The following is a 17894-nucleotide window of genomic DNA, read 5'->3' on the forward strand; positions in this document are numbered from 1 at the left end:
CGCGCGAGGAGGTCATGCCGCTTCCGCCGTCCCCGCGCGGTGCGCCTGTTCACGCCGCATACTGGACACCATGGACGGCGGCCTGATCCTCCTGGTTTTCCTGGCGTTGCTGTTCGCCTGGCTGCTCAACCGCGTGCGCCGGGCGTTCCGCCTGGGGCCCGTCGGCTATGCCGGCGTGCTCATCGTGTTCGTGCTGGTCATGCTGATGCTCTGGGGTCAGACCAAGATCTAGCTACCGGGCCGCCGACTCCAGGATCACCCGGGCCACCAGCGCGGGATCGTCGCTCATCGGCAGGTGACCACAGCCCTGCAGCAACTTGACCCGCTGCCCCGACCAGCGCGCCGCGCGTACGGCCTGGCGGCGCGGCAGCAGCCGGTCGTGCTCGCCCCACGCGATCGTGATCGGCGACTTGGGCGGCGCGGGCGGCATCAGGCCGCCGAACGACTCCAGCGTCTCCTCGAAGCCGGCGGCCTGACCGAGCGCCTGGGTGGCGGCGACGAGCGCGGCGGGGTCGAGCCGGCCGGGGCGGGCGACCAGCAGGCCCGCGGACACCGCGCGCAGGTGGCGGTTGCCGGCCGTCATGGCGAGTTGTTCAGGAGACAGGGAGCGGGCCGAGGAGCGCAGGGCGCGCAGCACGGCCTGGCAGTAGAGCAGCTCGGGCCGCGACCAGAAGCCGGCGGGGGACAGCGCGGTCGCCGTACGGACGACGCCACGCGAGGCCAGCTCAAGCGCGATGTAGCCGCCGAGGGAGTTGCCCGCCACAGCGGGCTCGCGGATGCCGAGCGAGGCGCAGAAGGACTCGACGGCGTCGGCGAGCGTCTCGGCGGTGTAGGGGATGCCGGGCGGCAGCCCGGGAGAGACCCCGAAACCGGGCAGGTCGAGCGCGATCACCGTGTGCGCGGCGGCCAGCCGGTCCATGACCGGCAGCCACCCCTGCCAGTGGTGGCCGATGCCGTGGATGAGAATCAGCGGCGCACCGGTGCCCCGTCGTTCGAAGGCCAGCTCCATGGCGCCAGCTAATCATTCACCTGCCGCGCGTGGGAATCTCGAACCAGACGGCTTTGCCTTCCCTGGTGGGACGCGATCCCCAGCGCCTGGCGAGCTGGTCGACCAGGTAAAGCCCGCGCCCGCCCTCGTCGTTCTCCCCCGCGCTGCGGATGCGGGGCAGGCGCAGGTCCTGGTCGAACACCTCGACCCAGACCGACTCGTCGCCCCTGCGCAGCCGTAGCGTGAACTCCTTGTCGCCGACCACTTCGTCCTCGAAGCCCGGAGTGTCCCAGGACTCCTCGAACGGCAGCGGCGGCCCCTCCACGACCAGCTCCCTGCGCGGAACCCCGGCGGTGGCGGCGTGCAGCACCACGTTGGTGACGACCTCGGAGACCAGCAGACAGGCCAGCTCGGCCCGCTCTTCGGGTACGTTCCAGCTGGAGAACGCCTCCGCGGCCATGCGGCGCGCCTCGCTCACCATGATCGGCTGGGCGGGGAAGGTGCGCGACTCGACGTCGAGATCGACGTCGCTGGAGCGGACCACGAGGATGGCCATGTCGTCGTCGATCTCGCCCGGCACCGCCACGGTGGCGGCGTCGGCGATGCGTTCGACCTCGGCGTCGGCCATCTTGGCGAGCTTGTCGCACAGGACGCCGAGTGTCTCCTCCTCGGTCGGCATCCGGCCGTCGCGGGTCGGGCGGCGGTCGACCAGGCCGTCGGTGTAGAGGAGCAGCGCCGCGCCCGGCGGCAGCGTACGCGTCTCCTCCTTGTAGACCAGGTCGGCGTGCAGGCCCTTGGCGCGCACCCCGAGCGGCTGGCCGACCTCTTCGATGTCGAGCTCGCGGCACTGACCGTCGACCAGCAGCAGCGGCGGGGCGTGACCGGCGTTGGCGAACGAGAGCTGCCGCGACCAGGCGTCGTAGACCAGGTATTGGCAGGTCACGATGGGCGGGATGCTGACCTCGGCGCCGTTGTCGTCCTGCTCGGGGGTGGCGATGATGCGGGTCCACTCGTCGAGCCTGGCCAGGATGTCGGCCGGGGACTTGTCGTCCTGGGCGAAGGCCCGCAGCGCGGCGCGCAGCTGGCCCATGATGGCCGCGGCCTTGGCGCCCCGGCCTTCGACGTCGCCGATCACGATGCCGACGCGGCCCGCCGACAGCGGGATGACGTCGTACCAGTCGCCGCCCACCTGCGTCTGGATGCCCTGCCCGTGGGAGGCCAGCGGGGCCGCCGGGTAGTAGCGCACGGCGATCTGCAGCCCGTCGAGCTGCGGCAGCGCCCTGGGCAGCAGGTGCTTCTGGAACGACTCGGCCGTGTGGCGCTCCTCCTCGAACAGCAGCGCGTTGTCGATGGCGAGCGCGACCCTGGTGGCGATGGCGCCGACGAAGTCACGGTCGAAGGCGTCGTAGTGGGGGCTGCGGCGGTCGGTGAGGTTGGACAGGCCGAGGTACATCAGCCCGAGCGTCTCGCCGCGCACGAGCAGCGGGGCCACGATGGCGGAGGTCATGCCGATCTCGCCGCACAGCCGCGCGCTGTTCTCGTGGGGGGCGGGGAAGCGGCTGTTGGAGAAGTCTTCCACCAGGATCGTCTCCTGGCGGCGCAGCGCGGTGTCGGCGTAGTGGCCGGAGGGGTAGCGGATCTCCGCCCCCACCGGCTTCCATGTTCCCGACGGCGGCGCCCACCCCTGCACGTGCTGGGAGACCCTGCGCACGAGCCGGTCGCCCTCCATCAGCTCGATGAAGCAGTGGTCGGCGAACTGCGGGATGAGCATCTCGGCGACGCGCTTGAGCGTCTCCTCGACGTAGAGGGAGCCGGCCAGCCGCTCGCCGATGCGTTCGAGCAGGCCGAAGCGGTCCTTCTCGCGCTCGTTGCTGCGCAGCGCCTCGCGGGCCATGATGACGATCCCCGTCACCGTGCCGGACGTGTGGCGCAGCGGCACGGCCTGGGCGCGGACGTAGACGATGGTGCCGTCGCCGCGCCTGACGTCGAACGTGCCCTCCCACACGCCGCCCTTGAGCACGTGTTTGGCCAGCTCGATCGCCAGCGGGTGGTCCTTCTCCATGATCCCGAGGGACAGGACGGACGAGTCACGCGAAGGCGACTTACCCTGACGCCCGAACAGCTTCTCGGCGAAGGGGTTCCAATAGAGGAGATTGCTGAAACGGTCGGTTACGACCACCGCCATTTCGGCGTGATCGAGCACGGACCCGGCAGCAAGGTGATCAGCCGCTTCTTGTGACAGATCCCCCCAACGCTTCATCCGGAGACCACTCCTCGGGGTGGCGTGTATGCAAAGCGGACCACGAGCGCTCCTGCAACAGTCTTGGCCAGGGGGGAGTGGAGGGCCTCCCAGGAGGGATTCAACCAAGTAGCGGCGCGCGCGTCAGCGCTTGGAGACAAAAACGTGCGCCGCGATGTCGCGCGGAAGATCCGCAGGAGTGTCGTTCGCGTCACCGTCACCTGTCACCCGTACACCGTCGTCGCTCGCCGCGAGCGTCACCTCGCGTCCGGGTTGTATCCCAACTTGCTTGAGTTTAAGCATCACAGCAGGATCGCTTTGCACTTGTTCGCTAATTCGACGCACGACAACCGGCGTGTCACGCGTTCCCGCGAGGTCGCACATGGTGGTCAGCGTGTCGGCGCTGTCGGCCGGCTCTCTGGCGCCGAGCTCGGCCAGGCCGGGGATCGGGTTGCCGTGCGGGCAGACGGTCGGGTTGTCGAGCAGGGTCACGAGCCGGGACTCGACGGACTCCGACATGACGTGCTCCCAGCGGCACGCCTCGATGTGCACCTCTTCCCAGGGAAGCCCGATCACCTGGGTCAGGAGGCACTCGGCCAGGCGGTGCTTGCGCATCACGCGGGTGGCCAGGGTGCGGCCCAGCTCGGTCATCGACAGGTGCCGGTCGCCCTCGACGCGGACGAGGCCGTCGCGCTCCATCCGGGCGACGGTCTGGCTCACGGTGGGGCCGCTCTGCTGCAGACGCTCGGCGATCCGGGCGCGGAGGGGGACGATGCCCTCCTCTTCGAGCTCGTAAATGGTGCGGAGATACATCTCCGTGGTGTCGATCAGGCCGTGTGCGGTCAAGGCTCCTCCCAACTGAATGGTACGCCGGTCAAGGCGGGGACTGAGCCCGTCCGCAGCGGGCGCAGGAGTCACAGGAACCCTATGGGGAGAACGACCGGCGATGCTTAAGGACGGCAACAACGGAGCGGCCGAGTTCCTTCCCGACCGCTTCGATCTTGACAACCTACGTCGTACGGCGTCCTGCCGCGCACATCACGCGGGCGATCCTCAGCCGGCCCGGTAGTTCCTGAAGGCGCTCACCGACAGGCCGACGATGAGCACGGTGACGGCGCACGCGATGCCGCCGCCCACCCACGCCCCGCTCAGCCCGATCCCCGTCGCCATGGCGCCCGCGCGCAGCTCGCCCAGGCGCGGCCCGCCGGCCACGACCACCATGAACGCCCCTTGCAGCCGCCCGCGCATCTCGTCCGGCGCGTACAGCTGCAGGATCGACTGCCGCCACACCGACGAGATGACGTCGGCCACGCCGCCGACCGCCATGAACGCCACCACCAGCCACAGCTCGTGCGCGAGCCCGGCGGCGGCCACGGCCACGCCCCAGACGGCGATGACGACCGACAGCGCCACCCCCTGCCGCTTCACCCGCCCGACCCAGCCGGAGAACAGCGCGCCGGCGACGGAGCCGATGGCCATCGCGGAGGTCATCCAGCCGAGCGCGATCTCCGAGCCGCCGAAGCGCTCGGCGGTCAGCTCGGGGAAGAGCGCCCGTGGCATGGCGAACACCATCGCGATGATGTCCACCACGAACGACATCAGCAGCACCGGGCTGCTGACGATGAAGCTGAGGCCGTCCCAGACGGCCCGGGCCCCCGGACGGGTCACCTCTCCTAACGGAGGCAGTGGAGGCAGTTTGAGGGCCGCGTAGAGGCTCGCGGTGAACAGCAGGGCGTCCACCGAGTACGCCGCCGCGAACTTCGCCGGGGTGGCCAGCGCCATCGCGCCGATCATCGGCCCCAGGACCGCGCCGAGGCTGTAGACCAGCGAGTTGAGCGCGTTGGCCGCCGGCACCAGCTCGGGCTCCAGGATCCTCGGGATGATGGCGCCCCTGGTCGGGCCCGTGATGGCGAAGCCGGTGGAGTTGAGCGCGACCGCGCCGAAGATCACCCAGAGGTTGTTCAGGCCGAGCGCCGCCTGGGCGAGGATGATCAGCGTGGAGGCCCAGGCGATCAGCGAGCTGACGATGAGCAGCTTGCGCCGGTCCACGGCGTCCGCCACCGCCCCGCCCCACAGGCCGAAGACGATCAGCGGGACCAGGCTGACGATGCCGATCAGGCCGACGTAGAACGAGGACCGGGTGAGCTCGAAGACCTGCAGCCCGACCGCCACGACGGTCACGCCGACGCCGACGTGTGAGACGGCCTGGCCGATCCAGATCCGCCGGTACGCGGGCACGCCCAGCGGCCGGGTGTCCACCAGATGACGTCTTACCAGCTCCCCGATTGCCACTTAAGGCACATTAAGGGGCAAGTCTCTCCAGCACCCAGCCGGGTCGGGTCCGCCGGTACCGCAGCCGGTCGTGCATCCGGTCGAGCTGCCCCTGCCAGAACTCCAGCTCCATGGGCGTGACCCGGAACCCGCCCCAGAAGTCGGGCACCGGCGGATCCTCCGGCCAGCGCGCCGCCAGCTCCTCGTAACGGGCGTCCAGCTCCTCCCTCGACCGGACGACCGCCGACTGCCGCGAGGCCCACGCGCCGACGCGCGAGCCGTAGGGGCGGGAGGCGAAGTATTCGGCCGACTCCTCGTGGGAGATCCGCGCCACGGTGCCCTCGATCCGCACCTGACGGCGGAGCGGATGCCACGGGAACAGCAGTGACGCGCGCGGGTTCTCGGCCAGGTCGCGGCCCTTGCGCGACTCGTAGTTGGTGTAGAAGACGAATCCGCGTTCGTCGTAGCCCTTCAGCAGGACCGTCCTGGCGCTCGGGCGGCCTCCTGCGGAGGCCGTGGCCAGGACCATGGCGTTGGGTTCCGGCAGGCCGGCGTCGAGCGCGTCCTGGAACCAGACGGTGAACTGCGCGATGGGGTCGGACGCGACGTCGGATTCGAGCAGCGGCTCGCCCTCGTACGTACGGCGAAGCCCCGCCAGCATGGGCGGGCGCGGGGTGGCATCCACGAGACGGTATTCTGTCGCGCTCGCGTGGTAGATCCCACGCACCGCTCCCGACCAGCGGGTTTGGGCTTACGGCGGGTCCCGAGACCGACCATGAGCTGCGAGGGGGTTAAATTGACCCGCCGGTATCTCGACATCAAGGCATTGCCCAAACATGGCAACAGAAGGGGAGGCGGCCGAGTATGTCCGACTTCAAACCCGGGCTCGAAGGCGTCGTAGCTTTCGAAACCGAGATCGCGGAACCGGACAAAGAAGGGGGCGCCCTTCGATACCGGGGCGTCGACATCGAAGAGCTGGTCGGCCAGGTCCCGTTCGGGGCGGTCTGGGGCCTGCTGGTCGACAACACGTTCCAGCCGGGCCTGCCCCCGGCGGAGCCGTTCCCCATCCCTGTCCATTCCGGTGACATCCGAGTAGACGTCCAGAGCGCGCTGGCCATGCTGGCGCCGGCCTACGGCTTCAAGCCGCTGCACGACATCAGCGGCGAGGAGGCTCGTGACCAGCTCGCCCGTGCCTCCGTCATGGCGCTGTCCTTCGTCGCGCAGTCCGCGCGCGGCCTCGGCCTGCCCATGGTTCCGCAGAGCCGGGTCGACGAGGCCGACACGATCGTCGAACGCTTCATGATCCGCTGGCGCGGTGAGCCTGATCCCAAGCACGTCAAGGCCATCGACGCCTATTGGACCTCCGCCGCCGAGCACGGCATGAACGCCTCGACGTTCACCGCCCGCGTCATCGCCTCCACCGGCGCCGACGTGGCCGCCGCCCTGTCCGGCGCCGTCGGCGCCATGTCGGGTCCGCTGCACGGCGGCGCCCCTGCGCGTGTCCTGCACATGATCGAGGGCGTCGAGCAGCTCGGCGACGCCAAGAAGTACGTCCAGGGCGAGCTCGACAAGGGCAACCGCCTCATGGGCTTCGGCCACCGCGTCTACCGCGCCGAGGACCCGCGCGCCCGCGTGCTGCGCAGGACCGCCAAGGAGCTCGACGCGCCTCGTTACGAGGTCGCGGCGGCGCTGGAGCAGGCCGCGCTGGAGGAGTTGCACGCCCGCAAGCCCGACCGTGTGCTGGCCACCAACGTGGAGTACTGGGCGGCCGTCGTCCTCGACTTCGCCGAGGTCCCCTCCCACATGTTCACCTCTATGTTCACATGCGCCCGCACGGCCGGCTGGGCCGCGCACATCCTGGAGCAGAAGCTCACGGGCCGGCTCGTCCGCCCGAGTGCCAACTACATCGGGCCCGCCTCGCGCCCGCTCGGCGACGTCCCCGGCGCCGCCGAGGTCACCGGCAAGATCTGAACGTCTCCCTCACGGGAATTCCTGTCACGGCTACCGCGCGGCCCCACGCTGCGCGGTAGCCGTTTCTTTTCGCTCTGGTACGGCATCCTTGGTGAGACTTTGACAGGTCTCAGAATCCGGACCGCGTACGAGCCATTCCACGCCGGTCGGTAGGCTCCGTTACGTGGCTGACATCGTTATTCCCGCTGACATCAAGCCCGTGGACGGCCGGTTCGGCTGTGGGCCCTCGAAGGTTCGCACCGAGCAACTGGCCGCGCTCGCCGCGTCCGGCGCGAGCCTCATGGGCACCTCGCACCGCCAGAAGCCGGTCAAGAACCTCGTCGGCCGGGTGCGGTCGGGTCTTTCCGACCTGTTCTCGCTGCCGGAGGGCTACCAGGTGGTCCTGGGCAACGGCGGCACCACCGCGTTCTGGGACATCGCCGCCTTCGGGCTGGTCCGCGAGAAGTCCCAGCACCTGTCGTTCGGTGAGTTCTCCTCGAAGTTCGCCACCGTCACCAAGAAGGCGCCCTGGCTGGCCGAGCCGAGCGTGATCAAGGCCGAGGTCGGCACCCACCCGGTAGCCGTGGCCGAGGACGGCGTCGACGTCTACGCGCTCACCCACAACGAGACCTCGACCGGCGTGGCCATGCCGATCACGCGCGTGGGCGGCGACGACGCGCTCGTGCTGGTCGACGCCACCTCCGGCGCCGGCGGCCTGCCCGTCGACATCGCCGAGACCGACGTCTACTACTTCGCGCCGCAGAAGAGCTTCGCCTCCGACGGCGGCCTGTGGATCGCGATCATGTCGCCCCGGGCGCTGGCCAGGGTCGAGGAGATCGCCGCGAGCGGCCGCTACGTGCCCGAGTTCTTCAGCCTGCCCGTCGCGATCGACAACTCGGGCAAGGACCAGACCTACAACACCCCGGCGGTGGCCACGCTGTTCCTGCTGGCCGACCAGCTCGACTGGATGAACGGCAACGGCGGCCTGGCCTGGACCACCGGCCGCACGGCCGACTCCAGCTCGCGGCTCTACACGTGGGCGGAGAAGACCTCCTACACCACGCCGTTCGCCGCGCCCGAGTTCCGCTCGCAGGTGGTCGGCACGATCGACTTCGCCGACGAGGTCGACGCCGCGGCGGTGGCCAAGGTGCTGCGCGCCAACGGCATCGTCGACACCGAGCCCTACCGCAAGCTGGGCCGCAACCAGCTGCGCATCGCGATGTTCCCGGCCGTCGACCCGGCCGACATCGAGGCGCTGACGGTCTGCGTCGACTACGTGGTCGAGCGCCTCTAGCCGACCTCGTTCCCGCTCATCTCGGCCAGCACCGGCGATCCGCCGGTGCTGGCTTTTGCTGATATCTGCCCACCGACGAGTAGGAAACCCCCCTTTGTCCGCCACTCCCCGACGGACCGTACGGCCGAAGAGCCTCGGTTATCTGATGTTCGCCAGCCGCTGGCTCCAGGTCCCCCTCTATCTCGGCCTCATCGTCGCCCAGGCCGTCTATGTCTGGCAGTTCGCCCTGGAGCTGTGGCATCTCATCGAGACCGTGTTCCTGCACGGGGAGACGGCCGTCGCGAACGCGCCCTCGCCCGAGGTCGTGGTGATGCTCACGGTGCTGGCGCTCATCGACGTGGTGATGATCTCCAACCTGCTCATCATGGTGATCATCGGTGGCTACGAGACGTTCGTCTCGCGCATCGACCTCAACGACCACCCCGACGAGCCCGAGTGGCTCTCCCACGTCAACGCGAACGTGCTGAAGGTCAAGCTGGCCACGGCCATCATCGGCATCTCGTCGGTGCACCTGCTGCAGACGTTCATCAGGGCGCAGTCGACGCCGAACGACAAGATGATGTGGCAGACGATCATGCATCTGGCGTTCGTGGTGTCGGCGGTCGGCCTGGCCTACATCGACCGGTTGCTGGCGAGCTCACCCGCCGAGCACACCCGGCCCCACCTCTGAGCGATCAGTACGGATAGGTGGTCCTGGCGGGCGGAAGCGTACGCCTGCGGCGCAGCACCCAGGCGGCCACCACGCCGCCGATGAGGCCGAACAGGTGTCCCTGCCAGGAGATGCCCTGCTGGTTCGGCAGCAGGCCCGCCAGGATCCCCCAGTAGGCGATGCCGACGCCGATGCCGATCGCGATGTCGAGCAGGCTGCGGTCGAACAGGCCGCGGGCCAGGATGTAGCCGAAGTAGCCGAAGACGAGCCCGCTGGCCCCGACCGTGTAGACGCCGGGGCTGGTCGCCCACGTGCCGAGGCCGCCGATGAAGATGATCAGCACGCTGGCCCACAGGAACTTGCCCACGTCGCGCAGCCCGGCCAGGAAGCCCAGGATCAGCAGCGGCACCGAGTTGGCCATCAGGTGGCCGAAGCCGCCGTGCAGGAACGGCGCGAAGATGATGCCGACCAGGCCGTCCGGCTCCCAGCCGACGATGCCGAACTGCCGGTCGAGCGAGCCGCCGAGGAAGAAGTCGACCCCTTCGACCGCCCACATCACGACCAGCATGCCGACGACGATGATGAGCGCGCTCAGGGCACCGGAGAACAGAGCTGCGGCGCCGCGCTTGGCCGGCTCGAATCTGGAGCCCGAATAGTCGCTCATGCGCCCTCCCGGTCGGTCGACTGCTCTCTCTTTACCGTAACCAGGAACGGCTGTGCGCGCGTCGAAGGCGTCCCCTCCCGTTCCATGGGACGGGAGGGGACTCTCAGCCGGACGGGACCGAGGGGGTCATTCACCCTTCCACTGAGGGGCGCGCTTCTCGGCGAAGGCCGCCGCGCCCTCCATGGCGTCCTTCGAGCCGAACACCGGATTGACGATCGCGCTCTGCCTGGCGAACATCTCCTCCTGCGACCAGTCCTGCGACTCGATGACGATCCGCTTGGTCGCGGCGAGCGCCAGGGGCGCGTTGGCGGCGATCTTGCGGGCCAGCTCAAGGGCGCCCTCCAGGGCCGCCCCCGGCTCGGTGATCCGGTTGACCAGGCCGAGCTCGTACAGGCGGGCGGCCGGGTAGTGGTCGCCGGTCAGCGCGATCTCCATGGCCACGTGGTACGGGATCCGCCGCGGCAGCCGCATGATGCCGCCCGCGGCCGCCACCAGCCCGCGCCTGGGCTCGGGCAGCCCGAACTTGGCCTCCGACGAGGCCACGATGACGTCGCAGGACAGCGCCAGCTCGAACCCGCCCGCCAGCGCGTACCCCTCGACCGCGGCCACCAGCGGCTTCTTCGGCGGCGCCTCGGTGATCCCGCCGAAGCCGCGGCCCTCGACGACCGGGAGGTCCCCGGTCAGGAAGCCCTTGAGGTCCATGCCGGCGCAGAAGGTGCCGCCGGCGCCGGTCAGCACGTACGCGGAGATGTCGGGACGCGCGTCCAGCGTGTCGAGCGCGTCGGCGATGCCCCTGGCCACGGCACCGTTGACGGCGTTGCGGGACTTGGGGCGGTTGATGGTGAGGATCGCCACCTTGCCCGATCCTTCGGCGCCCGACCCTTCGGCGGCGGACTCCTCGACGAGCACTTCGTCAGACACGAGACCTCACTTGGGCTGGAAGCGGATGCCGCCGTCGAAGCGGATGACCTCGGCGTTCATGTAGTCGTTCTCGATCAGCGACCTGACCAGGTGGGCGAACTCGTCGGCCCGTCCCATGCGCTTGGGGAAGACCACCGGCGCCACCAGCTTCGCCTTGAACTCGTCGGCGTTGGCCGAGAAGCCGTAGATGGGAGTGTCGATGATGCCGGGGCAGATCGTGTTGACCCGCACGCCGATCGCGGCCAGGTCGCGCGCGGCGGGCACCGTCATGCCCACGATGCCGCCCTTGGAGGCCGAGTACGCCAGCTGCCCGGTCTGTCCCTCAAGGGCCGCCACGGAGGCCGTGTTGATCACTACCCCGCGCTGCCCGTCGGCGTCGGCGGGCTCGGTCTTGGCGATGGCCGCCGCGGCCAGGCGCATGAGGTTGAACGTGCCGATCAGGTTGACCTCGATGACCTTGCGGTAGGAGGCCGGGTTGTGCGGATTTCCGTCACGGTTGACCGTGCGCTCCGCCCAGCCGATGCCGGCGCTGTTGACGACCACCCGCAGCGGCTTGCCGGTGGCCACGGCGGCGTCGACGGCCGCCTGTACCTGCTCGTCGTCGGAGACATCAGTCCTGGCGAAGACGCCGCCGAGCTCGTCGGCGACCGCCTTGCCGCGCTCCTCGTTGAGGTCGGCGACGACCACCGTGGCCCCGGCGCGGGCGAGCTCGCGAGCCGTGGCCTCGCCCAGGCCGCTGGCGCCGCCCGAGATGATTGCTGCAGATCCGTTCACGTCCATATCCCGGACCCTAGCCGCCTACCGAATGAAGTTCTACTCGGGGGCGGTTAAATCTCGCCCACGGCGCTGTCGACGTCGGAGTACACCTTGATCCGCCGGTCGAGCCCCGTCGTGCGCAGGATGCGCGCCACGGGCGCCTGGGGCGCCGCCAGGGACACGCCGCCGCCCTCGCCAGTGGCCAGGCGCCACGCCTCGATCAGCACGGACAGGCCGCTGGAGTCCATGAACGACAGTTGCTGCAGATCGAGCACGAGCCTGGCGCTGTCCTGTTTGATGGCGTCACGCACCTCGTCGCGCAGGAACGGTGCGGTGAACAGGTCAAGCTCTCCCTCGACGGCCACCACCACGGCGTCGCCCAGGGCGTGTCGCGCAAGCCGCAGCTTCATTGGGCCCCTCCTCGATGAGCCACTGTACTTCGACATCCCCGGATAGCGGGCATGCACAAACTACGAAAAGTCGGATGCAGGAGGACAAGGCGGGCCTAATCGCGTACCAAAAGCCCCGTCAAGAGCCATGCTCCCGAGTTTCTACCCATCTCGGAGGCTTGCGGCAACCTGGGGCTCACATTCCTGGAGCTCACGGTGCGGGGATGGCGAACCCGTACGGGAGCTCCAGGCGATGCGCGGCCAGCAGGTCCGGGTCGGACAGCAACTCGCGCGTGGGCCCGTCGGCGGCGATCACGCCGCCGGACAGGATGAGCGAGCGCTCGCACAACTCCAGCGCGTACGGCAGATCGTGCGTCACCATGAGCACCGTCACGTCCAGGGAGCGCAGGATCTCGGCCAGCTCCCTGCGCGCGGCCGGGTCGAGGTTGGACGACGGCTCGTCGAGCACCAGGATCTCGGGCGCCATGGCCAGCACCGTGGCCACCGCGACCCGGCGGCGCTGGCCGAAGGACAGGTGGTGCGGCGGCCGGTCGGCGGCCTCCAGCATGCCCACCCGCTCCAGCGCGTCCTTGACCACCCGGTCGAGCTCCTCGCCGCGCAGGCCCGCGTTGGCCGGGCCGAAGGCCACGTCGTCGCGCACGGTGGGCATGAACAACTGGTCGTCGGGATCCTGGAAGACCAGGCCGACGCGCTGCCTGATCTCCTTCAGCGTGTCCTTGCGCACGGGGGTGCCCGCCACGGCCACACTCCCGTGCCCGGCGGTCAGAATGCCGTTGAGGTGCATGACGAGCGTGGTCTTGCCGGCGCCGTTGGGGCCGAGCAGGGCGACGCGTTCGCCCCTGGCGATCGACAGATCCACGCCGAACAGCGCCTGCGTGCCGTCGGGGTAGGCGTAGGCGAGTTGCCGGACTTCGAGAGAGTTCACCACGTCAGTCCCCATGTTGCCAGGGCGACCGCGGGCAGGGCGAGCGCGGTCCCCCATTGGCGCACAGACGCCGACATTTCATGAATTATCGGCATCTGGCCGTCGTAGCCGCGGCTCAGCATCGCCAGGTGCACCCGCTCGCCCCGCTCGTACGAACGGATGAACAGCGCCCCCGCGGACCTGGCGAGCACCGGGATGTGCCGCAGGTCACGCGCCACGAACCCGCGCGACTCCCTGGCCACCCGCATCCGCCGCATCTCGTCGAGGATCACGTCCATGTACCTGAGCATGAACATGGCGATCTGCACCAGCAGGCCCGGCAGCCGCAGCCGCTGGGCCCCCAGCAGAATCGTCCGCGGCTCCGTGGTGGCCGCCAGCAGGATGGAGGCGACCACGCCGAGGGTGGCCTTGGCCAGGATGTTCCAGGCCGCCCAGAGACCGGGCACGCTCAGCGACAGGCCCAGCACCGTGGTCCGCTCTCCCAGCCCGATGACCGGGATGAAGAAGGCGAACAGCACGAAGGGCACCTCGATCACCATCCGCCGCAGCACGTACGGCAGCGGCACCCTGGCCACCGTCGCGACGCCCGCGAGCAGGACGGCGTAGACCGCGAAGGCCCAGAGGCTCTCGCGCGGCGTGGCCACCACCACCAGGGCGAAGGCGAAGACCGCGAGCAGCTTGCACTGCGGCGGCAGCCGGTGCACGACCGAGTCGCCCGGCAGGTAGAGCTGGTGATGATGGCCCGCGCCCACGTGTCACGCCTTGGTCTCGTCGGGGATCTCGCTACGTCTCCGCGCGGCGTAGGCCACGGCGCCGGCGATGAGCAGCACGAGCCCGACGCCGATGACGCCGGCCACGCCGACGGGGATCCCGCCCACGTCACCGTAGTCGGCCAGCGCCCACTCGCCGAACAGGTGGCCGCTCTCCCGCTCCATGAAGCCCTCGTTCTGGGCCACCGCCTCCAGTCCGTCGGGCGAGGAGGAGGCGAAGAAGGACACCAGCCCGGCCAGCACCAGCGTCACGCCGACGCCCCCGAGCAGGAACGGCTTGAGCGACCGGCCCGCGGCGACCGGCTCGGGCCCGCCCACGGTCGTGCTCTCGCCGCCCGCGCCGCGCAGGACCAGGGGCCTGGCCAAGCCGCGGGCGCCGTACACGAGGTCGGGCCGCACGGCCAGCACGGCGCCGACGGTCGCGGCCGTGATCAGCGCCTCGCCGATGCCGATCAGCAGGTGCACGCCGCCCATCGCGGCGGCGACCGCGCCGACCTCGATCGGCGCGGTGCCGCCGAGCCAGAACAGCAGCGTGAAGACGAGGGCGGAGGCCGGCACCGAGATCAGCGCGGCCAGGAACGCCGCGATCACGACCTTTCCCCTGGCCCCCCTGGCCAGGCCGGCGACCAGCCGGAAGACGCCCCAGCCGACCAGCACGGTGACGATGCCCATGATCGTGATGTTGACGCCCAGCGCGGTCAGCCCGCCGTCGGCGAAGAACACGCCCTGCACCAGCAGGACCACGGCCATGCACAGCACCCCTGTGTACGGCCCCACGAGTATCGCGGCCAGCGCGCCTCCGAGGAGGTGTCCGCTGGTGCCGGCGGCGACGGGGAAGTTGAGCATCTGCACGGCGAAGATGAACGCGGCCACGAGGCCGGCCATGGGCGCGGTCCTGTCGTCGAGCTCGCGCCGGGCGCCGCGCAGGCAGACCGCGACCCCCGCCGCCGCCACGGCCCCGGCCGACACGGACGTCGCTGCGTTGAAGAAGCCATCGGGAACGTGCACGGCACCCTCCTGAAGAGGACGGATCCAAAGCGGACAGACCAAACGGCCTCACTTTACGACATCATCTTGCACCTGCACATAATGGGCAATAGCGGAAGATTCCTCTGATCGGCCCTCGCTACCTGATGATTCTTCTGATCAGCATCTCGGCCGTGAGCCGGCGCACCACGGCGCTGAAGCGCCCCTTGCCCGACGTCGCGTACGGCCGCACGCTCCTCAGCAGCGGCGCTCCCCACCACCGGCGCGGCGCCGCGACCGTCTCGGCGTCGGTCTCGATCCTGAAGCGCGCGGGCGGCCCGCCCAGGTCGAGTTCGAGGTAGGCGTCCCAGGTGCCGGGGGCGAGCCGGCCCACGGCGGGCCTGGCCGCGAAGCCGCCTCCGGGCAGGGCCACCACCGCGTCGGTGCGCTCGCGCCCGGTGCGCCGCTCGCGCCAGACGATCCGCCTGATCGCCGAGGCCGCCGGCGCGGTGCCGACCACGGTGATCTCGCCGTCCACGATCAGCCGGTGCCCCAGCGCCCACCGGGCCCTGATCAGTCTGGCCAGGCCAGGCACCGCGACCGCATGCCCGCCCATGTCGATGCTCAGGTTGCCGTTGTCCCTGGTGAAGTAGGGCACGGCCACCACGCCGCCGATCAGGCGGGGCTGAGGGCGGGCGATGTCGCTGTCACGGTCGGCGCCGAGCCGGCCGAGCCGGATCACGCCCTCGATCTCCACCGCCACCCGCAGGTCCCAGATGCCGGATGCGAGCGCGGCCACGTCCACCCGCGCGGTGAACTCGCCGCCCTTGCGCTCAGCCGGCAGCACCAGTTCGACGTCCGGATCGTGGCGGGCGCGCAGCACCACCGACAGGCCGTCGTCCCTGGTGATGCCGTCGAGCCTGGCCGCGCCCGTCACCACCAGGCAGTCGCCGTCCCAGCGCAGCCCGGTCAGCCTCCTGCGCACGGTGGCGCTCTCGATGCGGGCCAGGCGCACCAGGCGGTCGATGTCGTCGAGCGCGCCCGCCCGCTGCCGGTCGATGGTGTTGAGCCGTTCGTGCACGCCGGGGGTGTACCAGTCGTCGCACAGGGCCGCGACCTCGCGCGCGATGTCCTTGCGCCGTACGTCGTCGCTCTCCAGGAACACGGTGCCGAGCTGGGTGAACACGTCGAGCCTGAAGTGCCTGCGGAGCAGGTGGTCGCGCAGTGGGCCCGGCTCGACGTGCCGGGCCATGACCTCGATCGGGCCCCTGATCATGGCCAGCCAGGCCAGCGGGTCCCTGCTGCCCGGCTGCTGCATGATGCTGCTGCCGTCGGACCTGGACACGAGGTGGTAGCAGTCGTAGTCGGCCACCACGGAGACCGCCTCGGCGTGGCAGTAGGCGTGGGCGGTGAACAGGAGGTCCTCCCCGACCAGCATGCCCTCGCCGAACCTGATGCGGTGGCGTTCGAGCAGCTCGCGCCGGAACAGCTTGAAGCAGCTCAGGCTGTTGTAGACGTTGCTGTCGCCGAGTCCCACCCGCTCCGCGCCCTGCTGGAACATCGACGCCGGCGCCCGCCTGCCGTGGCCCACGATCTTGCCCAGCACGATGTCGGTGCCGTTGCCGTCGGCGGCGGCGACCATCCGTTCCAGCGCCTCGGGGCCGAGGTGGTCGTCGGCGTCGCAGAAGAAGACGTACCGGCCGGTCGCGTGCTCGATCCCGACGTTGCGCGGCCGGCCCGCGCCGCCGCTGGCCTCGATGTGGATCACCCTGACGCTCTCGGGGTGATATTCGGCGTAGAGGTCGAGCAGCTCGCCGCTGCCGTCGGTGGAGCCGTCGTCGACGACGACGATCTCCTTGCGCACCCGCTGGACGAGCGCGGACGTGAGACACCGGTCGAGATAGGCCCGGCAGTTGTGTACGGGGATGACGACACTGACGTCCACCGCGTCGCCCTCGCTCCCTGTCGCCGCCATCGCCCACCACTCCAGAGTCACGTTGCGCTGTCGGTCCGTTTCAGTATGTGACCAACGCCGAGCCCGTGCGGGCAGATCGGACGTCTTCCTCCGGAGGCTTTTCCCCACACCGGCAAAACACGGCATTCTGCAGATAAGCGGAGCCATCGGCTGACAAATAGTTGAGACTTGCCGCACCGAACGAGTTTCAGGGGTGATGATTTTCTACCTGGGAGAAGAAACACAACCGCTGGGAGCGTTCAGTTCCTACTGCGAGCCGCCGGTGATCCGCAGGGCCGGGTTGCGCGTCTACAGTTAGGCAACCTTGACCAGGAGGTGGCGTGAAATGGGATCCGATCTCCGTGAGGAAACGGCCGACGGTCCGGCCGTGCGAAGCGCTGAGCTGATCATCGCGTCGGCGCGTCTGACGGAGTTGTGCGAGTGCGCCGCACTGCTACGCCGTACGAGAGCCAGGTCCGAAGAGATCGTGGACGAGGCTCGCGCCCTGCTGGAGGAGGCCAGACGGGACGGCGACCTCGAACGGGTCGTCCTGCTGCGGGAGCAGTTTGAGCTGGCACGGGCGAAGTACGCCCAGGTGCTGGACGCGTACATGCGGATCCTGCAACGGATCACCGAGGAGCGGCAGGAGATCATCGAGGGCCAGATGGACCGCGGCCGGATCTCAGGCTTGTCAGGAGTGGCCTGACGAGGCTAGCGTCAGGGCATGCCTGACTGGAAGGACAACCTCCACTGCTCGTTCTGTCACAAGAACAGCGCGGATGTGAACAAACTCATCGCTGGGCCTGGTGTGCATATTTGTGACCAGTGCGTCGGCCTGTGTAGCGAAATCTTGGAACAGGAACGGCTCGCCGAATCGACCTCGCCGCGCCTTCCGGCCTGGGAGAGCATGACAGAAGAGCAAATTCTCGAACATCTACCGAAAATCGCCACCGTGCAAGCACAGGTGGACGACAATCTGCGCGACTGGGTGGCGCACCTTCGCACCCGTGATGTCAGCTGGGAGCGCATAGGAGCATCGCTGAACATGACGCGGCAGTCGGCGTGGGAGCGGTTCAGGAGCGAGGCGTGAACCTTTGTGACATGTGAGGCGTCTCCTCTTCAGGGAGGCCCCACATG

Annotated in this window: 19 protein-coding genes; 6 read left to right on the forward strand and 13 right to left on the reverse strand. The window is 69.5% G+C overall.

What is annotated here, in order from left to right:
• The first annotated feature begins 70 nt into the window (after window positions 1-70).
• Window positions 71-232, forward strand: coding sequence for a hypothetical protein (locus AB0C27_RS18730; protein ID WP_346103304.1), 162 nt, complete (start codon window positions 71-73; stop codon window positions 230-232).
• On the opposite strand, the gene AB0C27_RS18735 is transcribed toward AB0C27_RS18730, so the two are convergent.
• The 5 genes from AB0C27_RS18735 to pdxH form a co-directional block, all read right to left on the reverse strand.
• Window positions 233-1009 (reverse strand): alpha/beta fold hydrolase, encoded by a 777-nt coding sequence (locus AB0C27_RS18735; protein ID WP_357845410.1) that lies wholly within the window; start codon window positions 1007-1009, stop codon window positions 233-235.
• Between the two features lie 16 nt (window positions 1010-1025).
• Window positions 1026-3248 carry a SpoIIE family protein phosphatase gene (locus AB0C27_RS18740; protein ID WP_357845413.1) on the reverse strand — a complete coding sequence of 741 codons (2223 nt, stop codon included), beginning with the start codon at window positions 3246-3248 and terminating at the stop codon, window positions 1026-1028.
• A 123-nt stretch (window positions 3249-3371) separates the two neighbouring features.
• Window positions 3372-4073: a metal-dependent transcriptional regulator gene (locus AB0C27_RS18745; protein WP_346103376.1), complete on the reverse strand. Its 702-nt coding sequence runs from the start codon at window positions 4071-4073 to the stop codon at window positions 3372-3374.
• A gap of 207 nt (window positions 4074-4280) precedes the next feature.
• Window positions 4281-5519, reverse strand: a complete 1239-nt coding sequence (locus AB0C27_RS18750; RefSeq protein WP_357845417.1) for an MFS transporter — start codon at window positions 5517-5519, stop codon at window positions 4281-4283.
• Between the two features lie 10 nt (window positions 5520-5529).
• Window positions 5530-6159, reverse strand: coding sequence for a pyridoxamine 5'-phosphate oxidase (gene pdxH / locus AB0C27_RS18755; protein ID WP_357846626.1), 630 nt, complete (start codon window positions 6157-6159; stop codon window positions 5530-5532).
• 203 nt (window positions 6160-6362) lie between these two features.
• Between pdxH and AB0C27_RS18760 the strand changes: the two genes are divergently transcribed.
• The 3 genes from AB0C27_RS18760 to AB0C27_RS18770 all read left to right on the forward strand — a co-directional run bounded on the left by AB0C27_RS18760 (window position 6363) and on the right by AB0C27_RS18770 (window position 9412).
• On the forward strand, window positions 6363-7469 hold the full coding sequence (locus AB0C27_RS18760) for a citrate synthase 2 (RefSeq protein ID WP_346103296.1): 1107 nt from the start codon (window positions 6363-6365) through the stop codon (window positions 7467-7469).
• Window positions 7470-7632: 163 nt separating this feature from the next.
• Window positions 7633-8742 (forward strand): phosphoserine transaminase, encoded by a 1110-nt coding sequence (gene serC / locus AB0C27_RS18765; protein ID WP_357845421.1) that lies wholly within the window; start codon window positions 7633-7635, stop codon window positions 8740-8742.
• Between the two features lie 94 nt (window positions 8743-8836).
• Window positions 8837-9412 carry a TIGR00645 family protein gene (locus AB0C27_RS18770; RefSeq protein WP_357845424.1) on the forward strand — a complete coding sequence of 192 codons (576 nt, stop codon included), beginning with the start codon at window positions 8837-8839 and terminating at the stop codon, window positions 9410-9412.
• Window positions 9413-9416: 4 nt separating this feature from the next.
• Here AB0C27_RS18770 and AB0C27_RS18775 read toward each other — a convergent pair whose 3' ends face one another.
• The 8 genes from AB0C27_RS18775 to AB0C27_RS18810 form a co-directional block, all read right to left on the reverse strand.
• A complete protein-coding gene (locus tag AB0C27_RS18775) occupies window positions 9417-10055 on the reverse strand; it encodes a rhomboid family intramembrane serine protease (RefSeq protein ID WP_357845427.1) in 639 nt (212 codons plus the stop codon).
• A 126-nt stretch (window positions 10056-10181) separates the two neighbouring features.
• Window positions 10182-10976: a crotonase/enoyl-CoA hydratase family protein gene (locus tag AB0C27_RS18780; protein ID WP_357845430.1), complete on the reverse strand. Its 795-nt coding sequence runs from the start codon at window positions 10974-10976 to the stop codon at window positions 10182-10184.
• Between the two features lie 6 nt (window positions 10977-10982).
• A complete protein-coding gene (locus AB0C27_RS18785) occupies window positions 10983-11756 on the reverse strand; it encodes an SDR family NAD(P)-dependent oxidoreductase (protein WP_357845433.1) in 774 nt (257 codons plus the stop codon).
• 47 nt (window positions 11757-11803) lie between these two features.
• A complete protein-coding gene (locus AB0C27_RS18790; protein WP_101785558.1) occupies window positions 11804-12142 on the reverse strand; it encodes an STAS domain-containing protein in 339 nt (112 codons plus the stop codon).
• Window positions 12143-12332: 190 nt separating this feature from the next.
• A complete protein-coding gene (locus tag AB0C27_RS18795; RefSeq protein ID WP_357845436.1) occupies window positions 12333-13082 on the reverse strand; it encodes an ABC transporter ATP-binding protein in 750 nt (249 codons plus the stop codon).
• On the reverse strand, window positions 13064-13819 hold the full coding sequence (cbiQ, locus tag AB0C27_RS18800; protein WP_357845438.1) for a cobalt ECF transporter T component CbiQ: 756 nt from the start codon (window positions 13817-13819) through the stop codon (window positions 13064-13066). Before cbiQ ends, AB0C27_RS18795 begins: the two co-directional genes overlap by 19 nt.
• Window positions 13820-13822: 3 nt before the next feature.
• A complete protein-coding gene (locus AB0C27_RS18805) occupies window positions 13823-14845 on the reverse strand; it encodes an energy-coupling factor ABC transporter permease (protein WP_357845440.1) in 1023 nt (340 codons plus the stop codon).
• Between the two features lie 118 nt (window positions 14846-14963).
• The gene (locus AB0C27_RS18810) at window positions 14964-16778 is read right to left on the reverse strand and encodes a glycosyltransferase family 2 protein (RefSeq protein ID WP_357845443.1); all 1815 of its coding nucleotides are present in this window, start codon (window positions 16776-16778) and stop codon (window positions 14964-14966) included.
• A gap of 367 nt (window positions 16779-17145) precedes the next feature.
• Here AB0C27_RS18810 and AB0C27_RS18815 point away from each other — a divergent pair, with 367 nt between their 5' ends.
• Together AB0C27_RS18815 and AB0C27_RS18820 are read left to right on the forward strand one after the other, a co-directional pair.
• A complete protein-coding gene (locus tag AB0C27_RS18815) occupies window positions 17146-17463 on the forward strand; it encodes a hypothetical protein (RefSeq protein ID WP_357845445.1) in 318 nt (105 codons plus the stop codon).
• Window positions 17464-17481: 18 nt separating this feature from the next.
• The gene (locus tag AB0C27_RS18820; RefSeq protein WP_357845448.1) at window positions 17482-17847 is read left to right on the forward strand and encodes a ClpX C4-type zinc finger protein; all 366 of its coding nucleotides are present in this window, start codon (window positions 17482-17484) and stop codon (window positions 17845-17847) included.
• Window positions 17848-17894 lie beyond the last annotated feature (47 nt).

The sequence above is a fragment of the Nonomuraea sp. NPDC048882 genome (assembly GCF_040649755.1).
Taxonomy (GTDB): Bacteria; Actinomycetota; Actinomycetes; order Streptosporangiales; family Streptosporangiaceae; genus Nonomuraea; species Nonomuraea maheshkhaliensis.

Excerpts from the sequence above, each read along its gene's own strand:
- AB0C27_RS18730 (WP_346103304.1), top strand. The coding sequence starts at position 71 with ATGGACGGCGGCCTGATCCTCCTGGTTTTCCTGGCGTTGCTGTTCGCC.
- AB0C27_RS18735 (WP_357845410.1), bottom strand. The coding sequence starts at position 1,009 with ATGGAGCTGGCCTTCGAACGACGGGGCACCGGTGCGCCGCTGATTCTC.
- AB0C27_RS18740 (WP_357845413.1), bottom strand. The coding sequence starts at position 3,248 with ATGAAGCGTTGGGGGGATCTGTCACAAGAAGCGGCTGATCACCTTGCT.
- pdxH (WP_357846626.1), bottom strand. The coding sequence starts at position 6,159 with ATGCTGGCGGGGCTTCGCCGTACGTACGAGGGCGAGCCGCTGCTCGAA.
- AB0C27_RS18760 (WP_346103296.1), top strand. The coding sequence starts at position 6,363 with ATGTCCGACTTCAAACCCGGGCTCGAAGGCGTCGTAGCTTTCGAAACC.
- AB0C27_RS18775 (WP_357845427.1), bottom strand. The coding sequence starts at position 10,055 with ATGAGCGACTATTCGGGCTCCAGATTCGAGCCGGCCAAGCGCGGCGCC.
- AB0C27_RS18785 (WP_357845433.1), bottom strand. The coding sequence starts at position 11,756 with ATGGACGTGAACGGATCTGCAGCAATCATCTCGGGCGGCGCCAGCGGC.
- AB0C27_RS18790 (WP_101785558.1), bottom strand. The coding sequence starts at position 12,142 with ATGAAGCTGCGGCTTGCGCGACACGCCCTGGGCGACGCCGTGGTGGTG.
- AB0C27_RS18795 (WP_357845436.1), bottom strand. The coding sequence starts at position 13,082 with ATGGGGACTGACGTGGTGAACTCTCTCGAAGTCCGGCAACTCGCCTAC.
- AB0C27_RS18810 (WP_357845443.1), bottom strand. The coding sequence starts at position 16,778 with ATGGCGGCGACAGGGAGCGAGGGCGACGCGGTGGACGTCAGTGTCGTC.
- AB0C27_RS18820 (WP_357845448.1), top strand. The coding sequence starts at position 17,482 with ATGCCTGACTGGAAGGACAACCTCCACTGCTCGTTCTGTCACAAGAAC.